This is a genomic window from Paraburkholderia sp. FT54 (assembly GCF_031585635.1).
In the GTDB taxonomy this organism is placed as follows: Bacteria; Pseudomonadota; Gammaproteobacteria; order Burkholderiales; family Burkholderiaceae; genus Paraburkholderia.
On the sequence record NZ_CP134196.1, the window covers coordinates 954,857 to 979,804 of the forward strand.

General features: G+C 62.1%; 25 protein-coding genes. 17 read left to right on the forward strand and 8 right to left on the reverse strand.

Annotated elements, in window-relative coordinates:
• Positions 1–61: 61 nt before the first annotated feature.
• Positions 62–1,066 carry a sugar ABC transporter substrate-binding protein gene (locus RI103_RS23780; protein WP_310818025.1) on the reverse strand — a complete coding sequence of 335 codons (1,005 nt, stop codon included), beginning with the start codon at positions 1,064–1,066 and terminating at the stop codon, positions 62–64.
• Between the two features lie 526 nt (positions 1,067–1,592).
• Positions 1,593–2,624, reverse strand: a complete 1,032-nt coding sequence (locus tag RI103_RS23785; protein ID WP_310818026.1) for a LacI family DNA-binding transcriptional regulator — start codon at positions 2,622–2,624, stop codon at positions 1,593–1,595.
• A 193-nt stretch (positions 2,625–2,817) separates the two neighbouring features.
• Here RI103_RS23785 and RI103_RS23790 point away from each other — a divergent pair, with 193 nt between their 5' ends.
• From RI103_RS23790 to RI103_RS23810, 5 genes are all read left to right on the forward strand, one after another.
• Complete coding sequence (locus RI103_RS23790; RefSeq protein WP_310818027.1) at positions 2,818–3,972, forward strand: sn-glycerol-3-phosphate ABC transporter ATP-binding protein UgpC; 1,155 nt, start codon at positions 2,818–2,820, stop codon at positions 3,970–3,972.
• Between the two features lie 11 nt (positions 3,973–3,983).
• Positions 3,984–5,969, forward strand: a complete 1,986-nt coding sequence (locus RI103_RS23795; RefSeq protein ID WP_310818029.1) for a beta-galactosidase — start codon at positions 3,984–3,986, stop codon at positions 5,967–5,969.
• Positions 5,970–6,056: 87 nt separating this feature from the next.
• Complete coding sequence (locus RI103_RS23800) at positions 6,057–7,310, forward strand: extracellular solute-binding protein (RefSeq protein WP_310818030.1); 1,254 nt, start codon at positions 6,057–6,059, stop codon at positions 7,308–7,310.
• 56 nt (positions 7,311–7,366) lie between these two features.
• Entirely contained in the window at positions 7,367–8,344 is a 978-nt protein-coding gene (locus tag RI103_RS23805) for a sugar ABC transporter permease (RefSeq protein WP_310818031.1), read from the forward strand.
• A 10-nt stretch (positions 8,345–8,354) separates the two neighbouring features.
• The gene (locus tag RI103_RS23810) at positions 8,355–9,206 is read left to right on the forward strand and encodes a carbohydrate ABC transporter permease (protein WP_310818032.1); all 852 of its coding nucleotides are present in this window, start codon (positions 8,355–8,357) and stop codon (positions 9,204–9,206) included.
• Positions 9,207–9,323: 117 nt separating this feature from the next.
• On the opposite strand, the gene RI103_RS23815 is transcribed toward RI103_RS23810, so the two are convergent.
• From RI103_RS23815 to RI103_RS23825, 3 genes are all read right to left on the reverse strand, one after another.
• A complete protein-coding gene (locus tag RI103_RS23815) occupies positions 9,324–9,806 on the reverse strand; it encodes an alpha/beta hydrolase (protein WP_310818033.1) in 483 nt (160 codons plus the stop codon).
• 116 nt (positions 9,807–9,922) lie between these two features.
• Positions 9,923–10,273, reverse strand: coding sequence for a DUF4148 domain-containing protein (locus tag RI103_RS23820; protein WP_310818035.1), 351 nt, complete (start codon positions 10,271–10,273; stop codon positions 9,923–9,925).
• A gap of 60 nt (positions 10,274–10,333) precedes the next feature.
• Positions 10,334–10,483 (reverse strand): hypothetical protein, encoded by a 150-nt coding sequence (locus RI103_RS23825; RefSeq protein ID WP_310818037.1) that lies wholly within the window; start codon positions 10,481–10,483, stop codon positions 10,334–10,336.
• A 400-nt stretch (positions 10,484–10,883) separates the two neighbouring features.
• Here RI103_RS23825 and RI103_RS23830 point away from each other — a divergent pair, with 400 nt between their 5' ends.
• The 3 genes from RI103_RS23830 (at position 10,884) to RI103_RS23840 (ending at position 13,707) form a co-directional block, all read left to right on the forward strand.
• Entirely contained in the window at positions 10,884–12,128 is a 1,245-nt protein-coding gene (locus tag RI103_RS23830) for a Crp/Fnr family transcriptional regulator (RefSeq protein WP_310818039.1), read from the forward strand.
• Positions 12,129–12,200: 72 nt separating this feature from the next.
• Positions 12,201–12,965: a flagellar motor protein gene (locus RI103_RS23835; RefSeq protein WP_310818040.1), complete on the forward strand. Its 765-nt coding sequence runs from the start codon at positions 12,201–12,203 to the stop codon at positions 12,963–12,965.
• 73 nt (positions 12,966–13,038) lie between these two features.
• Positions 13,039–13,707 carry an OmpA family protein gene (locus RI103_RS23840; RefSeq protein WP_310818041.1) on the forward strand — a complete coding sequence of 223 codons (669 nt, stop codon included), beginning with the start codon at positions 13,039–13,041 and terminating at the stop codon, positions 13,705–13,707.
• Between the two features lie 91 nt (positions 13,708–13,798).
• Here the strand turns inward: RI103_RS23840 and RI103_RS23845 are convergent, their stop codons facing one another.
• Together RI103_RS23845 and RI103_RS23850 are read right to left on the reverse strand one after the other, a co-directional pair.
• Positions 13,799–14,050: a DUF4148 domain-containing protein gene (locus RI103_RS23845; protein WP_310818043.1), complete on the reverse strand. Its 252-nt coding sequence runs from the start codon at positions 14,048–14,050 to the stop codon at positions 13,799–13,801.
• A 213-nt stretch (positions 14,051–14,263) separates the two neighbouring features.
• Complete coding sequence (locus tag RI103_RS23850; RefSeq protein WP_310818045.1) at positions 14,264–14,824, reverse strand: thioredoxin family protein; 561 nt, start codon at positions 14,822–14,824, stop codon at positions 14,264–14,266.
• Positions 14,825–15,034: 210 nt separating this feature from the next.
• Here RI103_RS23850 and RI103_RS23855 point away from each other — a divergent pair, with 210 nt between their 5' ends.
• From RI103_RS23855 to RI103_RS23870, 4 genes are read left to right on the forward strand one after another with little or no spacing between them, the layout of a single operon-like run.
• Positions 15,035–15,406, forward strand: a complete 372-nt coding sequence (locus RI103_RS23855) for a GFA family protein (protein WP_310818046.1) — start codon at positions 15,035–15,037, stop codon at positions 15,404–15,406.
• Entirely contained in the window at positions 15,403–15,525 is a 123-nt protein-coding gene (locus tag RI103_RS23860; protein WP_310818047.1) for a hypothetical protein, read from the forward strand. The genes RI103_RS23855 and RI103_RS23860 overlap by 4 nt, the downstream gene beginning before the upstream one ends.
• Before the next feature lie 7 nt (positions 15,526–15,532).
• On the forward strand, positions 15,533–16,273 hold the full coding sequence (locus tag RI103_RS23865; RefSeq protein WP_310818048.1) for a response regulator: 741 nt from the start codon (positions 15,533–15,535) through the stop codon (positions 16,271–16,273).
• Entirely contained in the window at positions 16,270–17,595 is a 1,326-nt protein-coding gene (locus RI103_RS23870) for a HAMP domain-containing sensor histidine kinase (protein ID WP_310818050.1), read from the forward strand. Before RI103_RS23865 ends, RI103_RS23870 begins: the two co-directional genes overlap by 4 nt.
• A gap of 42 nt (positions 17,596–17,637) precedes the next feature.
• Here the strand turns inward: RI103_RS23870 and RI103_RS23875 are convergent, their stop codons facing one another.
• Positions 17,638–19,311, reverse strand: coding sequence for an FAD-dependent oxidoreductase (locus RI103_RS23875; RefSeq protein WP_310818051.1), 1,674 nt, complete (start codon positions 19,309–19,311; stop codon positions 17,638–17,640).
• A gap of 312 nt (positions 19,312–19,623) precedes the next feature.
• Between RI103_RS23875 and RI103_RS23880 the strand changes: the two genes are divergently transcribed.
• The 5 genes from RI103_RS23880 (at position 19,624) to cpaB (ending at position 24,891) form a co-directional block, all read left to right on the forward strand.
• Positions 19,624–21,540 (forward strand): SMP-30/gluconolactonase/LRE family protein, encoded by a 1,917-nt coding sequence (locus tag RI103_RS23880; RefSeq protein ID WP_310818052.1) that lies wholly within the window; start codon positions 19,624–19,626, stop codon positions 21,538–21,540.
• 86 nt (positions 21,541–21,626) lie between these two features.
• Positions 21,627–21,959, forward strand: coding sequence for a DUF2322 family protein (locus RI103_RS23885; protein ID WP_310818053.1), 333 nt, complete (start codon positions 21,627–21,629; stop codon positions 21,957–21,959).
• Between the two features lie 1,209 nt (positions 21,960–23,168).
• Positions 23,169–23,351 carry a Flp family type IVb pilin gene (locus tag RI103_RS23890; RefSeq protein ID WP_310818054.1) on the forward strand — a complete coding sequence of 61 codons (183 nt, stop codon included), beginning with the start codon at positions 23,169–23,171 and terminating at the stop codon, positions 23,349–23,351.
• A 132-nt stretch (positions 23,352–23,483) separates the two neighbouring features.
• Positions 23,484–24,020, forward strand: coding sequence for a prepilin peptidase (locus tag RI103_RS23895; protein WP_310818055.1), 537 nt, complete (start codon positions 23,484–23,486; stop codon positions 24,018–24,020).
• A gap of 37 nt (positions 24,021–24,057) precedes the next feature.
• A complete protein-coding gene (gene cpaB, locus RI103_RS23900) occupies positions 24,058–24,891 on the forward strand; it encodes a Flp pilus assembly protein CpaB (RefSeq protein WP_310818056.1) in 834 nt (277 codons plus the stop codon).
• Positions 24,892–24,948 lie beyond the last annotated feature (57 nt).

The window sequence follows — 24,948 nt, forward strand, 5'->3', positions numbered from 1 at the left end:
TCTGGCCACGCGGTAAATCCGATGGCGGCCCGGCGAAGCGGGCCGCTCTACTCAGTACGTGTTACTTGTTGCCCCAGCAGTTGTCGAGGCCGAATTTGGTGTCCTTGCTGTCGATGCCGGACATCGCTTTGTCGGTGATCAACGTGACGCCGGTGTCCTGATAGCCGGAGACCTTCTTGCCGGTCTTCGCGTAGTCGACGCCGGCCGTCACGCCGAGCGAGGCCATCTTCAGCGGATACTGCTGCGAGGTCGCGGCGATGGCGCCGGCCTTGACGTTGCGCACGCCTTCGCAGCCGCCGTCGATCGAGACGATCATCACGCTCTTGTCCTTGCCCGCCGCCTTGAGCGCGCGGTAAGCGCCCGCCGCGGCCGGTTCGTTGATCGTGTAGACGACGTTGATGTCGGGCGACTTCTGCAAGCAGTTTTCCATCGCCGTCTGGCCCTTGGCCTGATCGCCGCGCGTGTCCTGGCTGCAGACCACCGAGGGATCGCCTTCCTTCACGCCGAAGCCTTCCAGGAAGCCGTTATGACGCAGCACGCCGACCGAGACGCCGGGCGCGAGATCGAGCGTGGCGATCTTCGCGGGCTTGCCGTTCAGCGCGGCTTTCGCGTATTTGCCGATCAACACGCCGGCCTTGAAGTTGTCGGTGGCGAAGAGGGCGTCGGTGGCGTCCTGCGGGTCGGTCGGCGTGTCGAGCGCGACCACCATCACGCCGGCCGCGCGGGCTTTCCTGATGCTCGGCACGATCGCCTTGGTGTCGCTCGGCGTGATCAGAATCGCTTTCGCGCCGGCCGTCATCATGTTTTCGATGGCGGTGACCTGGCTCGCATTGTCGCCGTCGAACTTGCCGGCGGCGGTGATCAGCTTCGCGCCGTCTTTCGAGGCGGCCGCTTCCGCGCCCTGTTTCATCTTCACGAAGAAGGGGTTGGTGTCGGTCTTGGTGATGAGGCCGACGACAGGCTGGTCAGCCGCCTGGCTCGCGCTCGCACACCATACCGCCGATGCCGCGACGCACATCGACACGATTTTCCTCGCGACAGGAAGCCTGCTGGAATTCAGATTCATGGGACGCTCCTCCGGTTTTTGGCAACGACGTTGTGGACTGCTGGCGGCTGTCTGCGCGAACGCTGCGCGCCGACAACCTGGTTTGCGGCCTGATGCTCGGTGACGGCGGTTCGAAACGGCCTGGGCTCGACTCCGTTCGTGCTGCCTAAATCACTTTGGTTGATTTAGTACAGCAGGCGCATCGGCCCGCGTCAAGGAAATGATCGGAACGGAAAGTGAGGCGCGAAAACTTGCCGGCAGGCCGCGCGCCATACGTGGCAAGGCTTCGACGGCGTAGTGCGGATCGATATCGAGCCTTCGGGCTTGGGGAAAGTCCTGGCCTGAGTGAAAGCAAATTGAAGGCTAACTGGGCTTTTCTCGACGGTAAATGGCTCGCACCGCGACGGTATTCAGCGAACACTGAAGCACGTTCATCATGATGTTCGTGGCGAATCGGCATAGTGCGCGGCGCGAGTGCTTGCCGGGAAGGCGGCGTGCGCGAATGAAGGATTCGCTACGTAACCTCCGCGATGCTGTCACGGCCACATCACCGCGAACGCGGCGCGCCGGTGGATGCCCGCACGACCAGTTCGGGCGGCGAGGCAATCCGCATCGGCACGCTGGCGCCGCCGCGCCCCGCCTGTCCATACGACGACTCGATCAACTCGCGCAACAGCGACACGGCGAGCCCGGCGACTTCGACTGTCGGCACGGCGACCGTCGTCAATGCGGGGCGCGATTCGCGTGCGAGCTGGATGTCGGTGATGCCGATCACGGACAGGTCCGCCGGCACATTCAGTCCGAGGTCGGCGGCGGCGTGCATTGCGCCGAGCGCGGGCAGGTCGTTGGTGGCGAAGATCGCGGTGAGCTTCGGATCGCTTTCCAGCAGCGCGCGTGCCGCGGCATAGCCGCCTTGTATCGTATCGGCCGCGTGCTTCACGCGGCCCTTCGGCACGCCCGCGGCGCGCAGCGCATCGACGAAACCTTCGTAGCGGGCCGCGTGAATGCCTGACGCTTTGCTGCCGACGATCGCGCCGATCCGCCGGTGGCCGAGCTCCAGCAAATGCGCGCCGGCCAGCTCGCCGGCGCGCCGGAAATCGACCGCGACGCACGGCAGCCCAGGCGGCTCGTCAGGCCGCTCCCACATGCACAGCACGACCGGCGTGCCGCGCGATTCGGTCGTGTGAAGATCGGCGAAATCCAGGTTCGCATTCGTCACGAGCACGCCTTCGGAAAGCGTGCCGGCAATCTGGTCGAGATACGCGCGGCCGGTCAGCGGATCTTCGTTCGTATTGCAGATGATCACGAAATGGCCGCTGGTGCGCGCCGCGCGTTCGACGGCAAGCGCGAACTCCGGATAGAACGGGTTGGCGATACTCGACACCATCAGGGCGAGCGTCGGCGCGCGGCCTTCGGCAAGGGCGCGAGCGGCGAGATGCGGACGGTAGCCGAGCGTTTCGACGGCGTCGAGCACGCGTTGCCGCGTGCTCGCGCCGACCCGGCCGCGATTGCGCAGCACGTTGGACACCGTCGCCGGAGTGACCCCGGCATGACGCGCGACTTCGCTGAGTGTGGGCATGATGTTATCAATATTTGGGATGGCTGCCCGGCATTTGCGTCGCGAGCCGAGGCGCGGCACCATCTGTCGCACAGACAAAACGATATCGGAGACAGGCAAGGCCCAACGATCGCAACCGATCGATTTTTTTCGGCCCTGCTGATTAAGCGCTTAATCTCCGACTTCGAGCCGATTAAATCACGGAGTCGATGCGATGGCGAGCATTTCGTTAAGAGGCGTGCAGAAAGCGTACGGCGACGGCGCGCTGGTGATCCGCGACGTGGATCTCGAGATCGGCGAGAACGAGTTCTGCGTGTTCCTCGGTCCGTCCGGCTGCGGCAAATCTACCTTGCTGCGCATGATCGCCGGCCTCGAAGACGTCAGCGACGGCGACCTCTCGATCGGCGGACAACTCATGAACGACGTGCCGGCCGCGCAACGCGGTGTGGCGATGGTGTTTCAGAGCTATGCGTTGTTTCCGCATATGAGCGTGTTCGAGAACATGGCGTTCGGCCTGAAGCTTGCTAAAACCCCCAAGGATGAAGTCGATCGCAAGGTGCGGGAAGCCGCGCGCATCCTGCAACTGGAGGCGTTGCTCGAGCGCAAGCCCAAGGCGTTGTCGGGCGGCCAGCGGCAGCGGGTGGCGATCGGCCGCGCCATCGTGCGCGAGCCGGGCGTGTTTCTGTTCGACGAGCCGCTCTCCAATCTCGATGCCACGCTGCGTGGCCAGACACGTATCGAGATCGCCCGGCTGCACAAGCAGTTCGCCAAGGCCAGCGTCGTCTACGTGACGCACGACCAGATCGAAGCGATGACGCTCGCCGACAAGATCGTATTGCTGCATGCCGGCAAGGACACCGAACGTTACGGCAGCATCGCGCAGATCGGCGCGCCGCTCGAGTTGTACCACCGTCCGAAGAGCCGTTTCGTCGCCGGTTTCATCGGCTCGCCGCGCATGAATTTTCTGCCGGGACGGGTGGCCTCGGTCGATGCGCAAGGCGTGACCATCACGCTGGATCACACGGAAGAAAGCGTGCGGGTGCCGGTGAACGGCGCGGGTTTGCAAACCTCGCAAACGGTCACGCTCGGCGTGCGACCTGAACACCTGGAATTTGTCGATGCGTCCCGCGTCACGTCAGACGACGCCGTGCTGACGCGCACCGTGTCGCTCGTCGAACAACTCGGCGAACACAGTTACGTGCACCTCGATCAGCCCGGCGGCGCCGCGCTGATCGCCAAAGCGCCGGGCAATACACGCCTCGCGCCCGGTGAGCGCGCGAGCTTGCGCGTGCCCCGACCCGCTTGCCATTTGTTTACCGAAGACGGCTTTGCCGCCGCTTCGCTCGAATCCGTCGAACACTACGCATAGAGGACATTCGGATGCGCCTTGGAGTCTGTTATTACCCGGAACACTGGCCCGAGTCGATGTGGGAAGACGACGCTCGCCGAATGAAAGCCCTCGGCATCGAACAGGTGCGGATCGCCGAATTTGCCTGGAGCCGGATCGAGCCGACGCCGGGCGAATACGATTGGGGCTGGCTCGATCGCTCGATCGATGTGCTGGGCGCGGCCGGCCTGCAAGTGGTGATGTGCACGCCGACAGCGACGCCGCCCAAGTGGCTGATCGACCGCCATCCCGACATTCTGCCGATCGGCGCGGACGGCCGTCCGCGTGCGTTCGGCTCACGGCGCCATTATGACTTTTCGTCACCGTCGTACTTCGCCGCGTCGCAGAAGATTTGCACGGCGGTGGCCGGGCGCTACGGCAAGCATCCCGCGGTCGCCTACTGGCAAACCGACAATGAGTTCGGCTGCCACCACACGGTGGTCAGTTATTCGCCGGCGGCGGTGGGACGCTTTCGCGAGTGGCTCAAAGCGCGCTACCACACCATCGAAGCATTGAACCGCGCATGGGGCACCGTGTTCTGGAGCATGGAGTACCGCAGCTTCGACGAGATCGACGCGCCGGTGGCGACCGTGACTGAAGCGCATCCTTCGCATCGCCTCGATTACCGGCGTTTCGCGTCCGACGAGGTGGCGCGCTATAACCGCATGCAGGTCGAGATCATCCGCGCCCATTCGCCGGGGCGGCCGGTTGCGCACAACTTCATGCAACTCTTCACCGAGTTCGATCACTACAAGCTTGCCGCCGATCTCGATGTAGCGACGTGGGACAGCTATCCGCTCGGCGCGCTCGAAGAGCAATGGTTTGCGCCGGAGGTGAAAGCGCGCTGGCTGCGCAGCGGGCATCCTGACTTCGCGTCGTTCAATCACGACGTCTATCGCGGCATGTCGAAGCTGCCGTTCTGGGTGATGGAGCAGCAGCCGGGTCCGGTGAACTGGGCGCTATGGAATCCGGCGCCGCTGCCGGGCATGGTGCGGCTGTGGAGTTGGGAAGCGTTCGCGCACGGCGCGGGCTGCGTATCGTATTTTCGCTGGCGTCAGGCGCCGTTCGCGCAGGAACAGATGCATGCGGGACTGAACATGCCCGATAACCGGCTCGACGTGGGCGGCAACGAAGCGGCGCAAGTCGCCGGTGAGATTCGCACGGTGCTCGCCGCGAATGCCGACGCCAATGGCGCGATTCGTTCGAAAGTCGCGCTCGTCTACGACTACGAGGCGAAGTGGCTGTTCGAGATTCATCCGCAGGGAGCGGACTTCCACTATCCGCGCTTCGCCTTCGAGTACTACTCGGCGCTGCGCGCGCTCGGCCTCGACGTGGATATCGTGCCGGTGGACGCGCCGCTGGATGGCTACAGCCTGATCGTCGTGCCGCCGCTGCCGGTGGTGCCCGCTGATTTCGCGGAGCGTCTTGCAAACGCAGGTGCGCAGGTCGTGCTCGGTCCGCGCACGGGTTCGAAGACCGCGGATTTGCAGATTCCCGTGAACCTGCCGCCTGGTGCGCTGGCCTCGGTGTTGCCGCTGCGCGTGTGGCGTGTCGAATCGATGCGGCCGAACGTGACCGAAGCGGTGCGCCTGTCGGACGACGCCAGCACGAGTGAAGCACACGGCTTCGCTCGCCACTGGCGTGATTTCATCGAAAGCGAAGCGGCGGATTCGCTCGACGTGCGCGCGCGATTCGCGGACGGCCATCCCGCGTATGTTCAAGGCGGCGCGTTCCACTACCTCGCGAGTCTGTTCGACGATGCACTGACGGTGCGCTTGTTTGCGCGGATCGCGCAAGAAGCCGGTGTGGCAACGACACCGCTCGGCGATAGCGTTCGCGTGAGCCGCCGCGGCGCGCTGACCTATGTGTTCAACTACGGTGACAAGACACACACGCTCACCGACATAGCCGGCGATGCCTTCGTGATCGGCTCCCACGCAATCGAACCGCAGGGCGTGGCCGTCTTTCGAGCGCAATAGTGGTCTGATGCGCCGACGCGGTGTCCGACGAAATTCCATGCAGCAACGACAACGACGCAAAATCAAGGAATCAAGGAGACAGGCAACATGAAACTGAAACCACGCAAGATTCTATTGGCACTCGCGCTGGCCGGCGCGGCTTTGGCAACGTCAGCCGTCAGCACGGCCCAGGCGGGCACGCTCACCGCCAATATCGCGTTCAAGGGTGCGAGCCAGCGCGCGGTCTGGCAGTCGGTCATCGACGACTTCAAGAAGGCGCATCCCGGCATCGACGTGAAGGTCTCGTTCGTCGACGAAGAAGCCTACAAGGTGCAACTGCCCGGCTGGCTGACGACAGTCGCGCCCGATATCGTCAACTGGCACGACGGCGAACGCATGGCCTATTACGCGCAGCGCGGCCTGTTCGAAGACCTGAGCGGCGACTGGGCGAAGAACGGCTGGAACGACATGTATGCGTCGACCAGGGAAGCGTCGTCGTATAAGGGCAAGCAGTACGCCGCACCGACGGTTTACTACTCGTGGGGTATGTTCTACCGCAAGGACCTGTTCCAGAAGGTCGGCATTAATGGCGAGCCGAAAATGTGGGATCAGTTTCTCGAAGACTGCAAGAAGTTGAAGGCCGCAGGCATCACGCCGATTGCCGTAGCGGGCCGCGACTCATGGACACTCGCGGGTTGGTTCGATTACCTCGACTTGCGTTTGAACGGCAATGCGTTTCATCAGAAGCTGATGGCGGGCGAGATTGCGTACACCGATCCACGCGTGAAGAAGGTCTACACGACGTGGAAGCAATTGATCGACGCGGGCTATTTCATCGACAACTCGCTCTCCTACGATCTCGATTCGGTGCAGCCGTTCCTGTTCCAGGGCAAGGCCGCGATGATGCTGATGGGCACGTTCATCACCGCTGGTTTTCCGCCGAACGTGAAGCCGGAAATGGGCTACTTCCAGTTCCCGATCATCGACGCGAAAGTGCCGACCGCCGAAGACGGTCCGGTCGAGTCGCTGCATATTCCGTCGAAGGCAAAGAACAAGGCGGATGCGCACACGTTCCTTGCGTTCGTCGAGACACCGGAAATCGGCGCGAAACTGGCGGCCGGGCTCGGCTCGCTGTCGGCTAACAGCAAGTCGCCGGAACCGGAAGATCCGATCTCCAGGATAGGCTTCCAGATTCTTGCGAACACCAAGGGCGGCATCGCGCAGTTCTATGATCGCGACATGACCAAGGAAATGGCGGACGAAGGCATGAAGGGGATGCAGCAGTTCATCTCCGACCCAACGAAGCTCGACGACGTGCTCGCGCAACTCGAGCAGACGCGCAAGCGGATCTACAAGAAGTGAGCGGTGGCGGCCGCGAGGCCGCCTTCCGTTGCATTTCCGATCTGGAGAGAACGATCGTGTCGCATTCCGTCACCCGTCACACTGTCGGCGGTCCTGCCGAACCCGGCGGCCCGGGCTTGCCCACGCCGGGCGGTGCCTTGCGCGGCGGCAAACCCGGCGCTGTACGGCGCCGCCGTCCGTCGCCCACTGCGCGCCGGCAGCGGCGCGCCGCTTTTCTGTTCCTCGCGCCGGCCTGCGTGATGGTGGCCATCTACGTGGTGTGGCCGATCCTGTCGACCATCCGCCTGAGCTTTTTCAACTGGGACGGAATGAGCGAGCCGTCGTTCGTCGGCCTCGCGAACTACGTGGAGTTGTTCCATGCGCAGACCTTCTACACGGCGCTCAAGAACAACCTCATCTGGCTATTGCTGTTCCTGCTCGCTCCGCCCATGGGACTCGCCGTGGCGTTGTATCTGAATCAGGCGGTGGCCGGCATCCGTATCGTCAAATCGCTTTTTTTCGCACCGTTCGTGCTGTCGGGCGTGGTGGTCGGTTTGATCTTCTCGTGGTTTTACGACCCGACTTTCGGTCTGCTCGCCAAGGTTCTCGGCCACGGCGTGCCGGTGCTCGGCGACCCGCGCTATGCGACCTTGGGAATCGTGTTCGCGGCGCTGTGGCCGCAAACCGCCTATTGCATGATTCTCTACCTGACCGGCCTGACGTCGCTGAACGCCGAACAGATCGAGGCCGCGCGCATGGAAGGCGCGCGCGGCTGGTCGATGCTGTGGCATGTGATTCTGCCGCAACTGCGGCCGACCACCTTCATGGCGATCGTCGTGACCATCATCGGCGCACTGCGCAGTTTCGATCTGATCTCGGTGATGACGAGCGGCGGCCCGTTCGAAAGCTCGACCGTGCTCGCGTATTACATGTACGACCAGGCGATCAAGTACTACCGGATCGGCTATTCGGCGGCGGTGGCAGTTGTGCTGTTCGCCATCATGCTGGTGTACATCGTTTATCACTTGCGGCGGATGCTGCGCACCGAGCAATAAGGAGCCGATCATGTTTCCGATTCCCATCGACAAATGGAAGCCGGCCACTCGCCGCATGTACAAACTCACGTTGCCGGTCGCGCTCCTGATCTGGCTGCTGCCGATGATCGCCGTGCTGGTCACGTCCGTGCGTTCGACCGAAGAGTTGAGCGAGGGCAACTATTGGGGATGGCCGAAGCATTTCGCGATGTTCGACAACTACCGCGAGGCGCTGACCACATCGCCGATGTTGCATTACTTCTGGAACAGCGTATTGATCACGGTGCCTGCCGTAGTGGGCTCGATTGCATTGGCGGCGATGGCCGGCTTCGCGCTGGCGATCTACCGGTTCCGCGGCAATTCAACCTTGTTCGCGACGTTCGTGGCGGGGAATTTCGTCCCGGTGCAGGTATTGATGATTCCGGTGCGGGATTTGTCGTTGCAACTCGGTCTGTTCAATTCCGTCAGCGCGCTGATTCTGTTTCATGTGTCGTTTCAGACGGGATTTTGCGCGCTGTTTCTGCGCAACTTCATCAAACAGTTGCCGTTCGAACTGGTCGAGGCGGCGCGCATCGAGGGCGCGAATGAGTGGACGGTGTTCTTCAAGATCGTGTTGCCGTTGATCCGCCCGGCGCTCGCGGCATTGGCGATTCTCGTGTTCACGTTTGTCTGGAACGACTACTTCTGGGCACTATGTCTGACGCAAGGCGACGACGCCGCGCCGATTACCGTGGGCGTGGCCGCATTGAAAGGGCAGTGGACCACGGCGTGGAATCTTGTTTCGGCGGGATCGATTCTCGCGGCATTGCCCTCAGTAGCGATGTTCTTTGCGATGCAGAAGCATTTTGTCGCCGGCTTGACGTTCGGGGCGACGAAGGGTTGAGGCGATTGTGTGTTGTGTCGAGAAGGGTTGCCCGCGAAAGCGGGCTTTTTTTTGTGCTGAAACTGCTGCTAGCTGCGTTGCCTCGCGAGAGGTGCGGATGGCAGGAGTGCAGTCAGTTCAGTAAGTTGCTGCGAGAGGTGACAGGGCGTCGGCGGGGGCTGGAGTCTTGATCTGGGCCGGGCGGCGGTGCCACAGGCCGAGATCGCTTTCATCTTCGCCGACGGCCGGCGCGTGCGCGGCCACGTACACCGGACCCACTACGTTCGGGTGCACGCCGGCTTCGGTGATGACCGAGCCGCCGTAGCTGTGAGCCACGAGGATCGTCGGGCCGTTCTGCTGATCGAGAACGCGCTTGATCGCGGCGACGTCGTCATCGAGCGAGGTCAGCGGTTCCTGCACGATGGTGACGTGATAAACGTCTTTGGTCAGTCGGTCATAGACCGGTCTCCAGCCCGAACCGTCCACCCATGCGCCGTGGACAAGAACAATGTTGTGGACCGGCGCGTTCAGCGGTTTGGCGTCTTGCACGATCGCGGCCGTGGATGCAAAAAGGGCGGCTGACAACGACAAGGCCGTGGCGACGAGCGGCAAAACTTTCATGACAAACTCCGGCTTATTGAGTTAGGAATTTTTCTGGAGAAACATTATTAAAAACTTGTAGAAAATAGGAATCCTGTCGATATGAAGGGCGAAACAGGATTCCCGATACGCGTCATTCAGTTGCCAAAGTAAACGTTGCAGAAGCTGACGGGGCCGACGCAACTGGAGTCCGTCGATGCGTGCGTGCGCATGCCGGACGAAGAACTCCCGTTCTGCGTCACGCCGCCGTACGACGACTGCGTCGTTTGCGGCGCGTTTTGCGCGGCGACCTTCGCTTCAGCGGCCTGGATCGAGGCCGGGTAATTAGCGTCTTCCGCAAGCGAGGGGTGGTAGCCCGCCTGTTCGAGGCGCACCAGGTCGGCGCGCACTTCGGCACGTGTGACGGGGGCATTGGATTGTGCGAAGCTCAGAACGGGAGCGGTCAGTGCGCCAGCGGCGAGAGCGAAACAAACAAGAGCTTTTTTCATGATAAAAATTCCTTCGTAATGCGATGAGAGGGGCAACGATTGCCGGGAAAGTGTGCTGCTTTAGCTGCCGAAGTACGGGGTGCAGAAACCTGCGGGGCCGACACACTGCTGCGTGCTCGTGTGCATATGTTCCTTCGCCGAGGCCTGGGTAGCGAAACCTGCCGAAGCGAGGACGATCAGCGAGAGAATGATGGAAAGTTTGCTTTTCATTTGGATGCCTAACTAGTAAAAGATTGAAGATGCCTTGTGAATTAAATGAGGCTACGTCTTTGCCCGTTCATCAACATGACCCGCTTGCAATGAGAGCAGCGCGTACATGCTTATTTGGTCACCTACCGTGCAGCGTTCGTCGCTGTCTTGTAGGGGCGAACACATGGGATTTCCGCTTATTCCAAAAATTTTCCGCGATTGTGGTGAAAAATTTGATTCTTACATTTGCCTGAACGTCGCGGCACGGCAACGTCTGGAATTTTGTCAGGGAACGACGTTGCCAGAAAAAAGCAGTACTGCGCCAAGCCTTATCCAGTAAGGCTCCCAAACGTTTGCGCCGTTAAGTCTGAGGATTACGTTTACTAAAGCTTTGCGTTTTGCCTTTTCGGGGGAATCAATCTTGAATCACCAACGATCGCCATGGTCGCGTACAGCGGCTCCGGGCGAAGTCATCTATTCCGAAGGCTTCGCGGGCGACGCCGTCGTCTACGTCATTGCAGATGGCAAAGTCGAAATCTCCACGCAGTGCGACGAGAAGAAAGTGATTCTCGCCACGCTAGGCAAAGGCGAGTTTTTCGGCGAGGCGGCCTTGTTGCCGCCCGAACCACGGGCGCACACCGCGAAGGCACTAAGCTTCTGCCAATTGACCGTCATTGCGGCGAACGTGGTGGAGGATGAACTCGAGCGCGTCTCGCCGTTGCTCCGCCATATCGTACGCACGCTGATCCGGCGGGTGAAAAAAAAGGACGATATCCTCGCCACTAATACGCACGCTGACTTCCTGCCGGGCGTCCTGTCGTATGCGCATGTTCTTGCCTTGATGGCGGGTGGAGAGAACGCCGACAGACCGGACGGCCGCATGCGCCGCGGGCAAGGCGAGGAATTCTCGGTGCCTTTGCCTGATGTGATCAGGAAGTGCCATGCGATTGCCGGACATTCGCGTCCGCATGTGCTGGCCATGCTCAAACGGATGGAGAAACTCAATCTCGTCTCGCTCGAACCCGGCCGGTCCGATCGTCTGAGCAATACGTCGGCGCGCTATTCGGCGCAGGACGGCGCCATGAGCCGGCAGCTGGTCACGTTCGATCCGGTGCGGATCACCGAGCGTGCCCAACAGGTGGCGGACCACGATCTCGATCTGTCCATCAGCAGCGAGCTGGAACTGATCGAGCTTGACGACCTGGAAGCCTTGATCGGTGTCGAGAAGAAGGTGATTCTCAACAAGTTGTCTCACGCGGAGATCGCGGAAGACATCTTTGCGTTTCGCAAGACCAAGGTGTTGAACTATGTCGAAGAAAAGGGCATCAGCTATTTCTCGCGCCGCAATACTCGCGGTCCGGACGACCTGAAGTCGCTCGACGATCTGGAGTTCGTCGACCAGCGAACGTTGTTCGAAGCGGTGAGTGCGTTCGACACATACGACCTCGCGAAGCTGCTTTCCGCCGTGACAGGTCAGCCGATCGCCGAACGCCTGCTCTCGGTGATGACCGAGGCGAGAAAGAAAGAGGTCTCGTGGGTGATGCGTCGTGAGATCAACATCGATCCGCTCGAAATTGCCGAGATCGAAGAACGCTTCCTCGAAACCGTGCGCGCGATCAAAGCTCCGACGGCCGCGGCCGCGCCGCTTTCCAATCTGGATGCCTGACGCGCAACACGCAAACGGCCGGCAGCGTCGACTTCGAGCTTCGAAAGCGCGGGCGGCCATTCGAGAGGACGTATGGATCTTTTGACGCTTTTTGGCGCGGTGTTCGGCGTAACGGCGATCGTCGCTGGCTTCTCGCTCGAGGGCGGCCACTTTACTTCGCTGTTTCAACTGGAGGCATTCGTCATCGTTCTCGGCGGTACTTTCGGTGCGGTGATGATTCAGAACACCTGGGCGAGGTTTTACGACGGCATCAAGCAACTGCGCCTGGCTTTTGTGAAGGCGCGACAGGTCGATCGCGAGAGCCTGTCCGTCCTGCTCGAGTGGGGCGATCAGGCGAAGTTGAACGGCATGCTCGTGTTCGAGTCGATCGAGGCGGGCGGCATCAATCCATTCGCCAAGCGAGGTTTGGAGTTGCTGGCAAACGGCGTATCGACAGCCGTGCTGGAAGACGCCTTGCAGCGCGAACTGGATGCCTACGAGCGCAATCACATGGCGGCCGCGCGGATCTGGCAACAGGCGGGCGGTTACGCGCCGACGTTCGGCATTCTGGGCGCGGTACTCGGTCTGATTCAGGTGACCGGCCATATGCTCGAGCCCGCGCAACTCGGGCAAGGCATCGCGGTGGCTTTCGTCGCGACGCTATACGGTCTTGCGCTGGCAAATCTGGTCTTTTTGCCTTTGTACGGAAAGATCAGGGCGCAGGTGGACAGCGAATTGCGCTTCAAACGGTTATATCTCGACGGCTTGCTCGCGATCTCGCGCAAGGAGTCGCCTCACACCATCGAAACACGGCTCGCGGGCGACGTGAGGGAAAGATCAGCCGAATTGCTGGGCTAGCGGGTTCCGGTCGTGCGGATAACAAGCGGGTCGGGACCCATCACACGTAACTTCGGACGCAGGCGTTTCGAGTATGAACACCTCCTCGGGTAAGAAGCGCCTCACGGCGGACAAGACCGGCTATGATGCCGGCGACGAAGGCGAGGAGCAGTCCGGTCGCTGGCGGATTTCTTACGCGGACCTCATCACCACGTTGATGGTGTTGTTCCTTGCGCTCTATGTGCTGCAGCTGGCAAAAACGAGGGAGCTTGAAATCAAGGCACTGGAGCGTCACGTGGTGACGGAGGCGACGTTCGCTACGCCAGATGCTTCGAAGATGCGGCTTCTTTCGCTGTTGGAGCCGCTCAAGGACAATCGCCAGATTACGATTTCGAACGCGGCTCACGGCGTGGAAATCGCCATCAACGCAAAAATTCTGTTCAACTCCGGCGACGCGCGTTTGTTGCCTGAATCATTCGGTGTGTTGAATCAGATTGCCGGCGTGCTGCGTGACCGATCGAAGAACAACATCCTCGTCGAAGGGCACACGGACAGTTTGCCTATCTCAACGGCGAAATACGAATCCAATTGGGAGCTGTCTTCTGCACGGGCAGGGGCGGTGGTTCGCTTCTTCGCGGACAAAGGCATCGAAGCGCACCGAATGGCCGCGATCGGCCGGGCCGACAATTTCCCCTTGATCATCGGCGACGACGCGGCTGCGCGCGCCGCGAATCGGCGCGTGACCATTCTCGTCGAGTACTGAATTGCCGCGGTGGAGAATGGGCTAACGCGCGCTTCGCTGCACATGCGGAGCGCCTCGCGCGCTCCTCGCGACGTCGTCGCTAAACCGCTACTCAGCTACCCATATAGAGCGAACGGTTCAAGTTGGCGAGCTGACCATCTTTCTCGGCTTGCACGAGTTCCCGGCGAACCTGTGCGCGCGTTTTCGAGGTGACGCTGGCCGCGCTCGCGGACCATTGCGGCTGCGCGGCCTGTGCGATCTGCGAAGCATCCACGGTGGAGGTCGAGGCCGGAGCAACCGCGGCGTGAGCAACACTTCCGACCACACAGGCAGCAAGAGTCAAAGCAATCATGGAAACTTTCATATCGTTCTCCTTGAACGGTTGGATAAGAGACGTCCGCGAATCGGAAAGCACGAGCAGAGGTCGACCTGGACTTGCTGCGATGCGATTGTTCCCGGAGAAGCGGCGTTGATGTATTGAACCGCGCGGGTGTATCGGGCATGTGTCGAGAAGGCGGCGAATTGCAATGTTGTGTATCGCCGGAAACCGCGGATACATTCCGATACGAAGCCGCGTTTATCCTTGCTGCGCGAGCAGGGCTTGAATCTTCGCTTCCGTCTTCGCATAGTCGCCTTCGCCGAAATGCGTGTAGACGATCCGGCCTTGCTTGTCGAGCAGGTAGAAAGCCGGCCAGTACTGATTGTTGTACGCGTTCCAGGTCGCATAGCGATTGTCCTGCGCGACCGGATAAGTGATGCCGAAGCGCTTGATGGCGGTCTTTACATTGTCGGTGTCGCGCTCGAACGGGTACTCGGGCGTATGCACGCCGATCACCGTCAGCCCCTGATCCTTGTATTTCTGATTCCAGCTTTTCACGTAAGGCAGCGTGTTGATGCAGTTGCCGCAGGTGTAGGTCCAGAAATCGACCAGCACCACCTTGCCGCGCAGTTGCTGCAAGGTCAGCGGATCGCTGTTGAGCCATTGCGAAATGCCGGTGAATTCGGGCGCGGGCGCGTTGGCTGCGAGAACGGGCGCGCCCGGTTCGGGCGACCCCGCGAAGGCGGCAAGGCCGCTCGCGGCTGCGGCGGCGATCACGGTTGCAACGGCGAGCGTTTTGATCTTGGAGGCGGAGAGCATGTCAGGGTCCTTTCAGGATGAGGCTAAAAAACGGCAGTTCGCGTGTCAGCCGCGAATGACCGTATTGAAGCGTCCGCAGGTATCTGGCATGTGTCGTCCAAACCGCGCGGGTGCAATGTTGTGTATCTGGACGAGGTGCAGATACACTGCGACACAATTCGCCGGGCGAGCCAGGCTATAAAGCAGGCATTGCCAATCACGGAGAGCACCATGAGCGCCGACTTGCTGCAGGGATCCTGCCACTGCGGGACCGTCAAATTCGAAGTGCGTACCCCGGTCACCCCGGCCGGGCGCTGCAACTGCAGCCTGTGCCGCCGCAAGGGCGCATTGATGACGCCGCTGTTTCCGGCAAGCGAGTTGAAGATCCTGAGCGGCGAAGATTCGCTGACGCTCTATCAGTTCAATACGCGAGTGGCCCGGCACTATTTTTGCAAACACTGCGGTATCTATCCGTTTCATCAGACGCGCAAGGACCCGCAGCAGTGGCGCGTCAACATCGGTTGCCTTGAGGGCGTCGATCCGTATAGTCTGGAAGCGGGGGTCGCCGATGGCGCGAGCCTCTCCGTGCTGGAGGACGCATGAGACGCCTGCTGGCTATCGTCGTCTTCGTGACGGGCGGCGTTGCCGCCGAACTGGCGCATCCGGTGCAGTGTTCATTGATGGTTGCGGGCCGGGTGCAGTTGAAACGCCAAAAGAGATGATGCGTTGATGGAAACCATCGATCACGTATTGATTGTCGACGACGACCGCGGCATCCGCGAATTGCTCGCAGGTTATCTCGAGAAGAACGGCATGCGCGTGTCGCTCGCGGCGAATGGCCGCCAGATGCGCGCGGCGCTGGAGCAGGGCGCGCCCGATCTGATCGTGCTGGACCTGATGATGCCGGGCGAAGACGGTCTGGTGCTGTGCCGCGAACTGCGCGCCGGCAAATTCCGTGCGGTGCCGGTATTGATGCTGACGGCCCGCAACGAGGAAGCCGATCGCATTGTCGGCCTGGAGATGGGCGCCGACGACTACCTGCCCAAACCCTTTGCCGTGCGTGAATTGCTCGCGCGCATTCGCGCCGTGCTGCGCCGCGCCCGCATGCTGCCGCCCGGCATGCAGGTGACGGAATCGGCGCCGATGCTGGCCTTCGGCGACTGGCGCCTCGACACCACCGCGCGCCATCTGCTCGATGCCGAAGGCACCATGGTGGCGCTAAGCGGCGCCGAGTACCGCCTGCTGCGCGTGTTTCTCGATCACCCGCAACGCGTACTGACGCGCGATCAACTCCTCAATCTCACGCAAGGACGCCAAGCCGATCAGTTCGACCGCTCGATCGATCTGATGGTGAGCCGTCTGCGTCAACGGTTGCGTGATGTCGCGCGCGAACCGCGTTACATCAAGACACTGCGCAGCGAGGGTTATGTGTTTTCCGCGGCGGTGACCGCTATCGAGGACACGCAATGAACCGCTGGTCCTGGCTGCACTGGCCGCGCACGCTGTTCGCGCGGCTCGCGCTGATTCTTTTCGTCGGCCTCGCGCTGGCGCAGACGCTGTCGTTCTGGCTCACGCTGACCGAGCGCGACCAGACCATGACCAACGTGATGATGGGTTATATCGAGCGCGAAGTGAGCAGTTCGGTGGCGCTGCTCGATCATTTGCCGCCTGGCGAACGCGCGCAGTGGCTGCCACGGCTTGCGCGGCGCAGCTACGAGTTCATTCTCGGTCCGGGCATGACCGGCAGCCCGATCGATGCGCATCTGTCCGAGCGCGTGGCGCAGTCCATCGCTGACGGCATCGGCACCCACTATCCGCTGACGGTAAATGCCGTCCCCGGCGACAAGGAGCGCCTGCAGGTTCATCTGCAACTGAGCGACGGCACGCCGCTGACGATCGATATGCGGCCCATGTCGGGCGCGCCGCTGTCGCGCTGGCTGCCGCTCGTACTCGCGTTGCAACTGGCGGTGCTGGTCGCGTGTTGCTGGCTGGCGGTGCGTCTCGCCACGCGTCCGTTGCATCAACTGGCGCTCGCCGCGGATACGCTCGGCCCCGACCTGAAGGCGGCGCGCTTGCCGGAGGACGGGCCATCAGAGGTATCGCGCGCTGCGCGCGCCTTCAACGCGATGCAGGACCGCATCGCCACCTACATGACCGAACGCATGCAGATTCTCGCGGCGATTTCGCACGATCTGCAAACGCCGATCACGCGGATGCGCCTGCGCGTCGACGTGATGGACGACGACGCGCAGGGCGCGAAGCTGCGCCAGGATCTGCAGGAAATGGAAAGCCTGGTGAAGGAAGGCGTGACGTACGCGCGCACGCTGCATGGCGCAACCGAGGTGCCTTGCCGCGTCGATCCCGACGCGCTGCTCGACAGCCTCGTCTGCGACTATGTGGACGCCGGTCAGGCGGTCAGCCTGGAAGGGCGGCTCGGCAATTCGCTGGTGACGCGTCCGCAGGCATTGCGCCGCATACTCGGCAACCTGGTGGACAACGCGCTGAAGTTCAGCGGCGCGGCCGAGATCGCAGCGACCGTGTTGCCCGGCGGAGAGACGCTGATCGCGGTGCTCGACCGCGGCCCCGGCATACCGGCCGAGTCGCTGGAAGCGGTGTTCGAGCCGTTCTACCGGCTCGAAGCCTCGCGCAATCGCGATACGGGTGGCACCGGGCTGGGCCTTGCCATCGCACGGCAACTTGCAATGGCGATGGACGCGACGCTGACACTGCACAGCCGTCCCGGCGGCGGTCTGGAAGCGCGGTTGATGTTGAGGAATCTGCGCAAGGCGTAGTTGCGCTCGTCGCCGGCCGCGAGGCGCTCGCGGCGCCCGGCCTTACCTGTTCAGCGCCAGATATTGATGCAGCGACTGGATCGCGGCCGCGCCCTCGCCGACGGCTGCCGCAACGCGCTTCACCGAGCCGCTGCGCACGTCGCCCACGGCGAAGATGCCGGGCCGGCTCGTCTCCAGATAGTGAGGAGGACGGTCCGACGACCACTGCGGAATCGCGTCGGGACCGGTGAGCACGAAACCGTGTTTGTCGAGCGCGACGCAATCGCCGAGCCAGCCGGTACTCGGCTGTGCGCCGAGAAACAGGAACACATGGCGAATCGGTTTCTCCTCGATGCGGCCTTGAGTGTCCCACTTGATCGATTCGAGTTGGGCCTCGCCATTCAATTCGACGATCTGCGTGCGCACATGAACGCTGATGTTCGCCGCCGCTTCGATGCGCCGGATCAGATAGTTCGACATGCTCGCGCTGAGTCCGTCGCCGCGAATCGCGATATGCACGTGGCGCGCGAATCCCGACAGGAACACCGCAGCCTGCCCGGCCGAATTTCCGCCACCGACGATGACCAGTTCCTGGTTGTTGCAGAACGCGGCTTCCATGTAGGTCGCGCTGTAATAGATGCCGCTTCCTTCGAACTCTTCGAGGCGCGGCAACAACGGTTTGCGATAGCGCGCGCCCGTCGCGATGACGACCGCGCTGGCATACACGTGCTCGTCGTAATTGAGGCGCAGGTGAAAGGGCGGCGCGTTTTCACACTCGATGCCGAGCACTTCGATGGGCACGCCGACTTCCGCGCCGAACTTGCGGCACTGGGACAGTCCGCGGCCGGCCAGCGCTTGCCCCGAGATGCCGGTTGGGAATCCAAAGTAATTTTCAATCTTCGAACTGGTGCCGGCCTGGCCACCGGGCGCCTTGGTGTCGAGAACCGCGACTCTGAGTCCTTCTGAGGCCGCGTACACCGCGGCCGCGAGACCGCCCGGTCCCGCGCCGACCACGACTACGTCGAACCGTTCGCCGTTCAGCCGGTCGGGGCTCAGACCGATCGCATCGGCCACCGCCCGGTTGGTCGGCTGTTTGAGTACGTTGCCTTGCAGGGTGACGATCAGCGGTATATCGGCTTCCGTTGCGTCATAACGTTCGAGCAGTCCCTTGGCTTCCTCGTGTTCGACGATATCGAAGTAGGCGAAAGGCTGCGCATTGCGGCTAAGGAAATGCCGCAGCACGAGCGTGCTCCAGGAAGCCGAACTGCCGATGACCAGAAGCCCGCCGTGCTGATCCTGAATGAACGCGACGCGCCGCAGGATAAAGGCGCGCATGATCGTTTCGCTCAACTCCGCTTCCGCGACGACGAGCGCCCGCAGCGATTCCTCGTCGATCACGATCACTTCGCAATCGGTAACGGCGTGTGCACTCGCTACCGCGCCGCGGCCGGCGAGCGTTCCTACCTCGCCGGTGAAGCAGCCGGGGCCGTGCGTGCCCAGAACGTGGTGCTTGTCGCCGGCGCCTCGCGTCGCCTCGATCATGCCGGAGACGACGGTAAACATGGGGATGTGCCGGTCGCCTTCGGAGAACAGGAGATCGCCCGCTTTCAGCCGGCGCCGCTCGCCGTATCGCTCGAGCACCGCAAACTGACGTTCATCGAGCGTTGGAAAAATCTGGTGGTGACGGCTCCCGCCTGCCACCAGGTCTTCACGTCTGCTTGACGACTTATTGCTCATGGGGCTTTCCGAATGGAGGCGCGCGTGGCGCGCCGTGGTGAGTTTGCCGCCGGATGCCGCGCCGGCGCGAACGGTCTGAATGACCGGAGAAGACGGCGGGCCGTCCTGTTCGCAGAGATTGTGCGCCTGAGATCCGTTCTCGGTAAAGTGCGAAAAAAGAGGGGTGTTCCGCTTGCTTGCGGACGGCCCATTTCCATTTATATGCACTCTGCATGCTTTACTGCCGTGCCACGACTATAACTTCATATCAATCACCGTCTTTTCATATCTGGCGAGTACATTGTCGGGAATTGGCTGTTCGGAGAGCATTACATGGTCAAACACCGCATCCGTGCCACGCTCCTGTGCGCGGCGATCGTCATGTTTTCGCAGGCCTGTTACGCGCAATACACCACCGACTGGCTGGGCAATACGTTCGGCACACTCGCCGCGCATGTGGGCAACACCGCGCGTTCGATGTGGGTCGCGCCGGAAGGCGTGATCTACACGGCTTCGTTGTGGGACGAGAACGAGGGTGGCGTCGCGATCTATCAGAACGGCCAGAGTGTCGGCTCGATCGGCACGCACGCCGACTTTCAGGGCAGCGCCATTACCGGCAACGCCACGTCGATCTTCGCAGCATTGCAATACAACAGGTCGTTCGGCAGTGGCTCGGTGGGACGCTACAACCGCGCCACCCAGACGCGCGACCTGATCATCCCCGTCAGTGTGTGGACGGCGATACCGCATGCCGATGTCATCACCGGCCTCGCGACCGCGGGATCACTGCTGTATGCGAGCGACTTCTACGGCAATCGCGTGCGGGTCTTCACGACCGACGGCGTCTGGCAGCAGGACATCAAGGTATCGGGCCCGGGCGCGCTGGCGCTGGATAGCGTGGGCAATCTGTGGGTCGCGCAGCAGAGCGCGGGCACCGTCGTCGAATTCAGTCCGGGCGGCGCGCTGCTGACCACCATCCAGATGGCGGCGACGTCGCGGCCGTCCGCGCTGTATTTCGATGCCGCGTCCGCGCAACTCATGGTGGGCGACCAGGGGCCGGACATGAACATCAAACGTTACTCGATCACGGGAACGCCGACCCTCGCTGGGACCTTCGGCATTCAGGGCGGTTATCTCGACACCACCAGCGGCATCAAGGGGCAGGTGGGCGACAAGCGCTTCACACGCGTGACCGGCATCGGCAAGGACGCCGCCGGCAACCTGTACGTGCTCAACAATCCGTGGGGCGGCGGCTGGGACCTGGGACGCAACGGCGCGACCGACCTTCACGCGTACGACAGCGCGGGCAACCTCGAGTGGCAGCTGCAGTCGCTCAACTTCGAGGCGGTCGCGGCTCCTGACCCATCGACGGACGGCGCCTACTTTTTCAGCGGCACGCACATTTACACCGGCACGGCTGGCGGCACCTTCGTCGCGAACACGGTCGACCCGTTCACGTATCCGTCCGACCCGCGTCTGAACATGAACGACACGCAGCGCGACGAACACTTCGGCCAGCTCGTCACGGTCGGCGGCAACCGGATACTGGTGGCGTCCGGGCAGAACCCGGGCATCTTCTACTTTTTTCATTTCAACCCAGCGAGCGGCTACATCGCGATTCCGGACGCGTCGATTCCTGGGCCGGCGTTCAATACGGATCGCCAGGTCACGGGCGGGTTTTGCATCGACAGCAGGGGCGACGTGTGGGCCGGTCTGGACCGGACGAATCACATCTACCACTATCCGCTGAGCGGCTTCGACGGCAACGGCAAACCGACCTGGGGCCCGGCCGTCACGATCTCCATTCCGCAGAGCATCCGGCCGCTCACGCGCATCGTCTACCTGCCCGAGAGCGACACCATGATCCTCGCGCAAGGCATTGCCGGAAGCTGGGACTGGACGGCCATGCAGTCGCGCATCGAGGTCTATCACCGCTGGAGCGCGGGCAACACGACGCGGCCCGATCCGGTGATCAATCTCACGAGCGCCAATCCCAAGTCGATCACGGCGGCGGGCAACTATCTGTTCGTCGGCTACGTGCACACGGTGCCCAATATCGACGCCTTCAATCTCACCACCGGCCAGCTCGTCACCACGCTGATCAACTCGAATCCGGGAGCCGTGGATGTCGGCAACGACGTCGATTCGATGTACGGCCTGCGTGCGTATCTCAGAGCCGCGGGCGAGTACGTGATCACGAAGGACAACTACAACGGCTCGAGCATCGTCGTGTATCGCTGGACGCCCTGAAGGCCGTGCGCCCGAATGTACTGCGTCACCCTATCGGATAAGATACGGCCCGCGTTTTAATTTTCCGAACAGAAGGAGTGGTTTCAATGATTCAACCGGGCAGCGTATTCAAGGACAACCTCGCGCAGATGCCGGGCATCGACGGTATCGCGCGTATCGATCTGGTGGACGGCAAGGGCGCCGTGGTGGCCAGCATCGAGAACAAGCCGGGCAAGCAGGGGTCGCTCGCGGTGTACAACTATCTGCGGCAGACGTTCGGCGCGCTCGACGCCAAGGCGGCCGAGCACGGCCTCGTCGTGTTCGCCGAGCACACGGCCGATGCACGCAACCGTCCGGGCGCGCACCCGAACGTCGACATCCTGCTCGCGATCGCGGCGGGTGGGGAAGCTTTGCGGATCGACGTCGTGGCTGCGGGCTGAACTCAGGCGTTTATGGTCGGCGTGGCGGCGGGCGAGTCGATCCGCTCAGTCGCGCAGGCCGGATGGGACGACGACCGCCGCGGGCCGGCGTCGTCCCTCTCACGTTCAGGTCAGCCCGCCCTTGATCGCCTCGCACATCGTGGCAGTCGAAATGCCGCGACGGTCGTGCAGTGTCGGCAGCGGCGAACGCGTCGAGCAGTGTCACTTTATGCGGCCGGCTCGCAGGGCTGAACGAACCCGGACGCGTTGGCCTTTTTCACTATGCAGGTCGATACGGCGCTCGCGTTCCAAGGAATTTTTGTCGTCCGCTCGCAAAACAAGCGATGCCGGGCATGCCCCCCGAATCGCCGTGACAAGCGCCACCAGCAAGGCGCAGCGCTTCGTCCGAGGGCAATCGATGCTTTCCTCGCGTCATCCAAAAAAATCTTCCGCCACGGCATCGATCCCTGGCGTTTCATCGCACGCGAGAGCGATGGGGCGATTCACCGTCAATCGCGCAATGCGCGCTACCCCACATAGCGAAGCGAGCGGATCTCGCTTTTCGCCGCCGTGCCGACGTGCCGCTCTCGGGCAGTCCGTCTCACGTTTGCAACATCGCGGACGCGCACAGTAAAACCTGCTTTTGTCGGCTCAATCGCAGCATATTTGACCGAAGCATTCGTCAAACCATTGCCAGCCAATGGTCCTAGGGGTTTTCCATCCTCCAGGAATTATGCGAGATGCATGGCCAGACGGCTTCGGCCCGGCACTTTCCGGCGTCTCAAATCCGAATCATCGCGTGTTGCGAACTCTCTCCGGCACCCTCCGCTAACTCGCCAATTATTGCCTGGCAAGGCTTTGAGGCCTGCTGGCATACCCGTTGCAAATAGAGAGTCACAAAGCGAAACACGTTGCAGCCGGGACGCAGCGAGCAGTTAGACAAGGCAGCAAAAAAGATCCCGGCAGCAACAACAGTCTTCGTGAATCGCGTTCGGGGAAGTCCACGCGTTTTACGGGGTGCGGCGAGGCCAACGAAAAACGGATGTCCATAAACAACGACACGGGTGATCGATACGGGGTATCGGCCACTCATGATCGTGACGAAGTAGCGCTGACCTCGCCACTTTTTTCCGTCCTCGTGACGGGCTTGAACGCCGCTTCGGCACACCTGTTTTCAGGCGGCTGCAAATGGCACGAACCGAAGTCAACTTTCACTCTACGGGGGTTAGCATGAAGAACACGATCCAACAATTTCTGCGCGAAGAAGACGGCGTTGCAGCGATCGAATACGGCCTGCTGGCCGGCCTGATCGCGGTGGCGATCATTGTGGCGGTTACCGCGCTTGGCGCACGGGTGAGCGCCATTTTCGGCATCATCACGGCCTCGCTGGCGGGCGTGGTCGCTCCGGCCTGACGCGACAACAGGCGCAAATCCGATCGTTTGCCCTGTTTCGACGGTCCTTCGGGACAGGGTAGCGACGGTCTCGCGCTGAACGAATCGACTCCAGTAAAGAAGGGCAATTCGATCCTTGGAACGGAGCAGGCAATGAACGGGGTTCCTTTTCCGGTTGGACCATGCGTGATGACGCTCGTACTCGTCGCCGCTCTGTGGGACATGCAAACGCGCCGGATTCCTAACTGGCTGGTGGCGGCGGGATTGATCGTGGCGATACCGGTGCAGTGGTTCACGCACGGCGGTGTCGACGGAATGACGATGTGGCTGGGCGGCATGCTCGCGGGTGGCGCGATCTTCCTGCCGGGCTACGCAATGCGGCTGCTGGGCGCGGGCGACGTGAAGCTGATGGCGGCGATCGGCGCTTTCTGCGGCGCTTACGGCGCACTCGAAATTGGTCTGGCGACCTGTGTGATCGGTGGAATCGGGTCGCTCGCAATATGGCTTCGGCGCCGCCAGATGCGCGCCGGACTGAGCGAGGTGGCGGCCCTGGTGATCAACTGCGCGACGCCGGGCAACGGCGCGCCGCGAAAGTCGGGCAGTGTGGCTGAAAGCAGTGCGACGGGGACCATGCCATACGGCGTCGCGATAGCAATAGGCAGCGCATGCGTGTTGTTCGCCAGCGTGTGACGCGTGCCGGAGCAGGGCCAAAAATCGGGGGTTGAAAATGAAAAACGCGCGCGCTGTAACGATGCTGCTGATCGCGACGCTGGCGGGCCTCACCGCGGTGGTGTTCGCCTCGCGCTGGATGGTCTCGCAGTCGTCGAATGCCACGACCAGGGTCGTGGTGGCGGCAGCCGACATCAATCTCGGTCAGCGGATCGGCCCGGATTTCCTCAAACTCACCGACTGGCCGTCCAATAGCGTGCCGCCCGGTTCCTTCACGGACATTCAGAAACTCGACGGCCGCGTGCTGAAGGAAAGCCTGCTGCACGGCGAGCCGATTCTCGAGGCGAAACTCACGCCGGTCGGCACGCTCGGCGGCCTCTCGGCGGTGATCGGCGAAGGCAAGCGCGCCATCACCGTGCGCGTGAACGACGTGATCGGCGTGGCGGGCTTCGCGCTGCCGGGCAATTACGTCGACATCATCGTCAACACGCAGAAGGATGGCCGCGATCCAGGCGCCCAGCGCGATCAGAACATCTCGAAGATCGTGCTCGAAAAGATTCTCGTGCTTGCCGTCGCGCAGGAAGTCGGCCGCGACGAGACCAAGCCGAAGGTGGTCGACGCGGTGACACTCGAAGTGTCGCCGGAACAGGCCGAGAAGATCGACCTTGCACGCAGCATCGGCACGCTGTCGCTGGTGCTGCGCAACCAGATCGATCCGAAGGCGATCGACACCGCCGGCGCCACCAAGGCCAGCCTGCTGCAAACGCCGGTCGCCGTGGTGCCCGCACCCGAACCGAAGCCGGCGCGCATCGTGCGCAAAGTCGCGGCGCACGCACCGGCCAACTGTGTGCGGGTACTCGACGGCGCCGACGCAAGACAAGAATGCTTTTGACAGGCTCGAGCCTGCAAGCCGTGACCGATGCGTGACTGACATTCACACCAGCACGTA

Coding starts and splice junctions, on each gene's coding strand:
- RI103_RS23780 (WP_310818025.1), bottom strand. CDS start 1,066: ATGAATCTGAATTCCAGCAGGCTTCCTGTCGCGAGGAAAATCGTGTCG.
- RI103_RS23785 (WP_310818026.1), bottom strand. CDS start 2,624: ATGCCCACACTCAGCGAAGTCGCGCGTCATGCCGGGGTCACTCCGGCG.
- RI103_RS23790 (WP_310818027.1), top strand. CDS start 2,818: ATGGCGAGCATTTCGTTAAGAGGCGTGCAGAAAGCGTACGGCGACGGC.
- RI103_RS23795 (WP_310818029.1), top strand. CDS start 3,984: ATGCGCCTTGGAGTCTGTTATTACCCGGAACACTGGCCCGAGTCGATG.
- RI103_RS23800 (WP_310818030.1), top strand. CDS start 6,057: ATGAAACTGAAACCACGCAAGATTCTATTGGCACTCGCGCTGGCCGGC.
- RI103_RS23810 (WP_310818032.1), top strand. CDS start 8,355: ATGTTTCCGATTCCCATCGACAAATGGAAGCCGGCCACTCGCCGCATG.
- RI103_RS23815 (WP_310818033.1), bottom strand. CDS start 9,806: ATGAAAGTTTTGCCGCTCGTCGCCACGGCCTTGTCGTTGTCAGCCGCC.
- RI103_RS23820 (WP_310818035.1), bottom strand. CDS start 10,273: ATGAAAAAAGCTCTTGTTTGTTTCGCTCTCGCCGCTGGCGCACTGACC.
- RI103_RS23825 (WP_310818037.1), bottom strand. CDS start 10,483: ATGAAAAGCAAACTTTCCATCATTCTCTCGCTGATCGTCCTCGCTTCG.
- RI103_RS23835 (WP_310818040.1), top strand. CDS start 12,201: ATGGATCTTTTGACGCTTTTTGGCGCGGTGTTCGGCGTAACGGCGATC.
- RI103_RS23840 (WP_310818041.1), top strand. CDS start 13,039: ATGAACACCTCCTCGGGTAAGAAGCGCCTCACGGCGGACAAGACCGGC.
- RI103_RS23845 (WP_310818043.1), bottom strand. CDS start 14,050: ATGAAAGTTTCCATGATTGCTTTGACTCTTGCTGCCTGTGTGGTCGGA.
- RI103_RS23850 (WP_310818045.1), bottom strand. CDS start 14,824: ATGCTCTCCGCCTCCAAGATCAAAACGCTCGCCGTTGCAACCGTGATC.
- RI103_RS23855 (WP_310818046.1), top strand. CDS start 15,035: ATGAGCGCCGACTTGCTGCAGGGATCCTGCCACTGCGGGACCGTCAAA.
- RI103_RS23860 (WP_310818047.1), top strand. CDS start 15,403: ATGAGACGCCTGCTGGCTATCGTCGTCTTCGTGACGGGCGGCGTTGCC.
- RI103_RS23865 (WP_310818048.1), top strand. CDS start 15,533: ATGGAAACCATCGATCACGTATTGATTGTCGACGACGACCGCGGCATC.
- RI103_RS23870 (WP_310818050.1), top strand. CDS start 16,270: ATGAACCGCTGGTCCTGGCTGCACTGGCCGCGCACGCTGTTCGCGCGG.
- RI103_RS23875 (WP_310818051.1), bottom strand. CDS start 19,311: ATGAGCAATAAGTCGTCAAGCAGACGTGAAGACCTGGTGGCAGGCGGG.
- RI103_RS23880 (WP_310818052.1), top strand. CDS start 19,624: ATGGTCAAACACCGCATCCGTGCCACGCTCCTGTGCGCGGCGATCGTC.
- RI103_RS23885 (WP_310818053.1), top strand. CDS start 21,627: ATGATTCAACCGGGCAGCGTATTCAAGGACAACCTCGCGCAGATGCCG.
- RI103_RS23890 (WP_310818054.1), top strand. CDS start 23,169: ATGAAGAACACGATCCAACAATTTCTGCGCGAAGAAGACGGCGTTGCA.
- RI103_RS23895 (WP_310818055.1), top strand. CDS start 23,484: ATGAACGGGGTTCCTTTTCCGGTTGGACCATGCGTGATGACGCTCGTA.
- cpaB (WP_310818056.1), top strand. CDS start 24,058: ATGAAAAACGCGCGCGCTGTAACGATGCTGCTGATCGCGACGCTGGCG.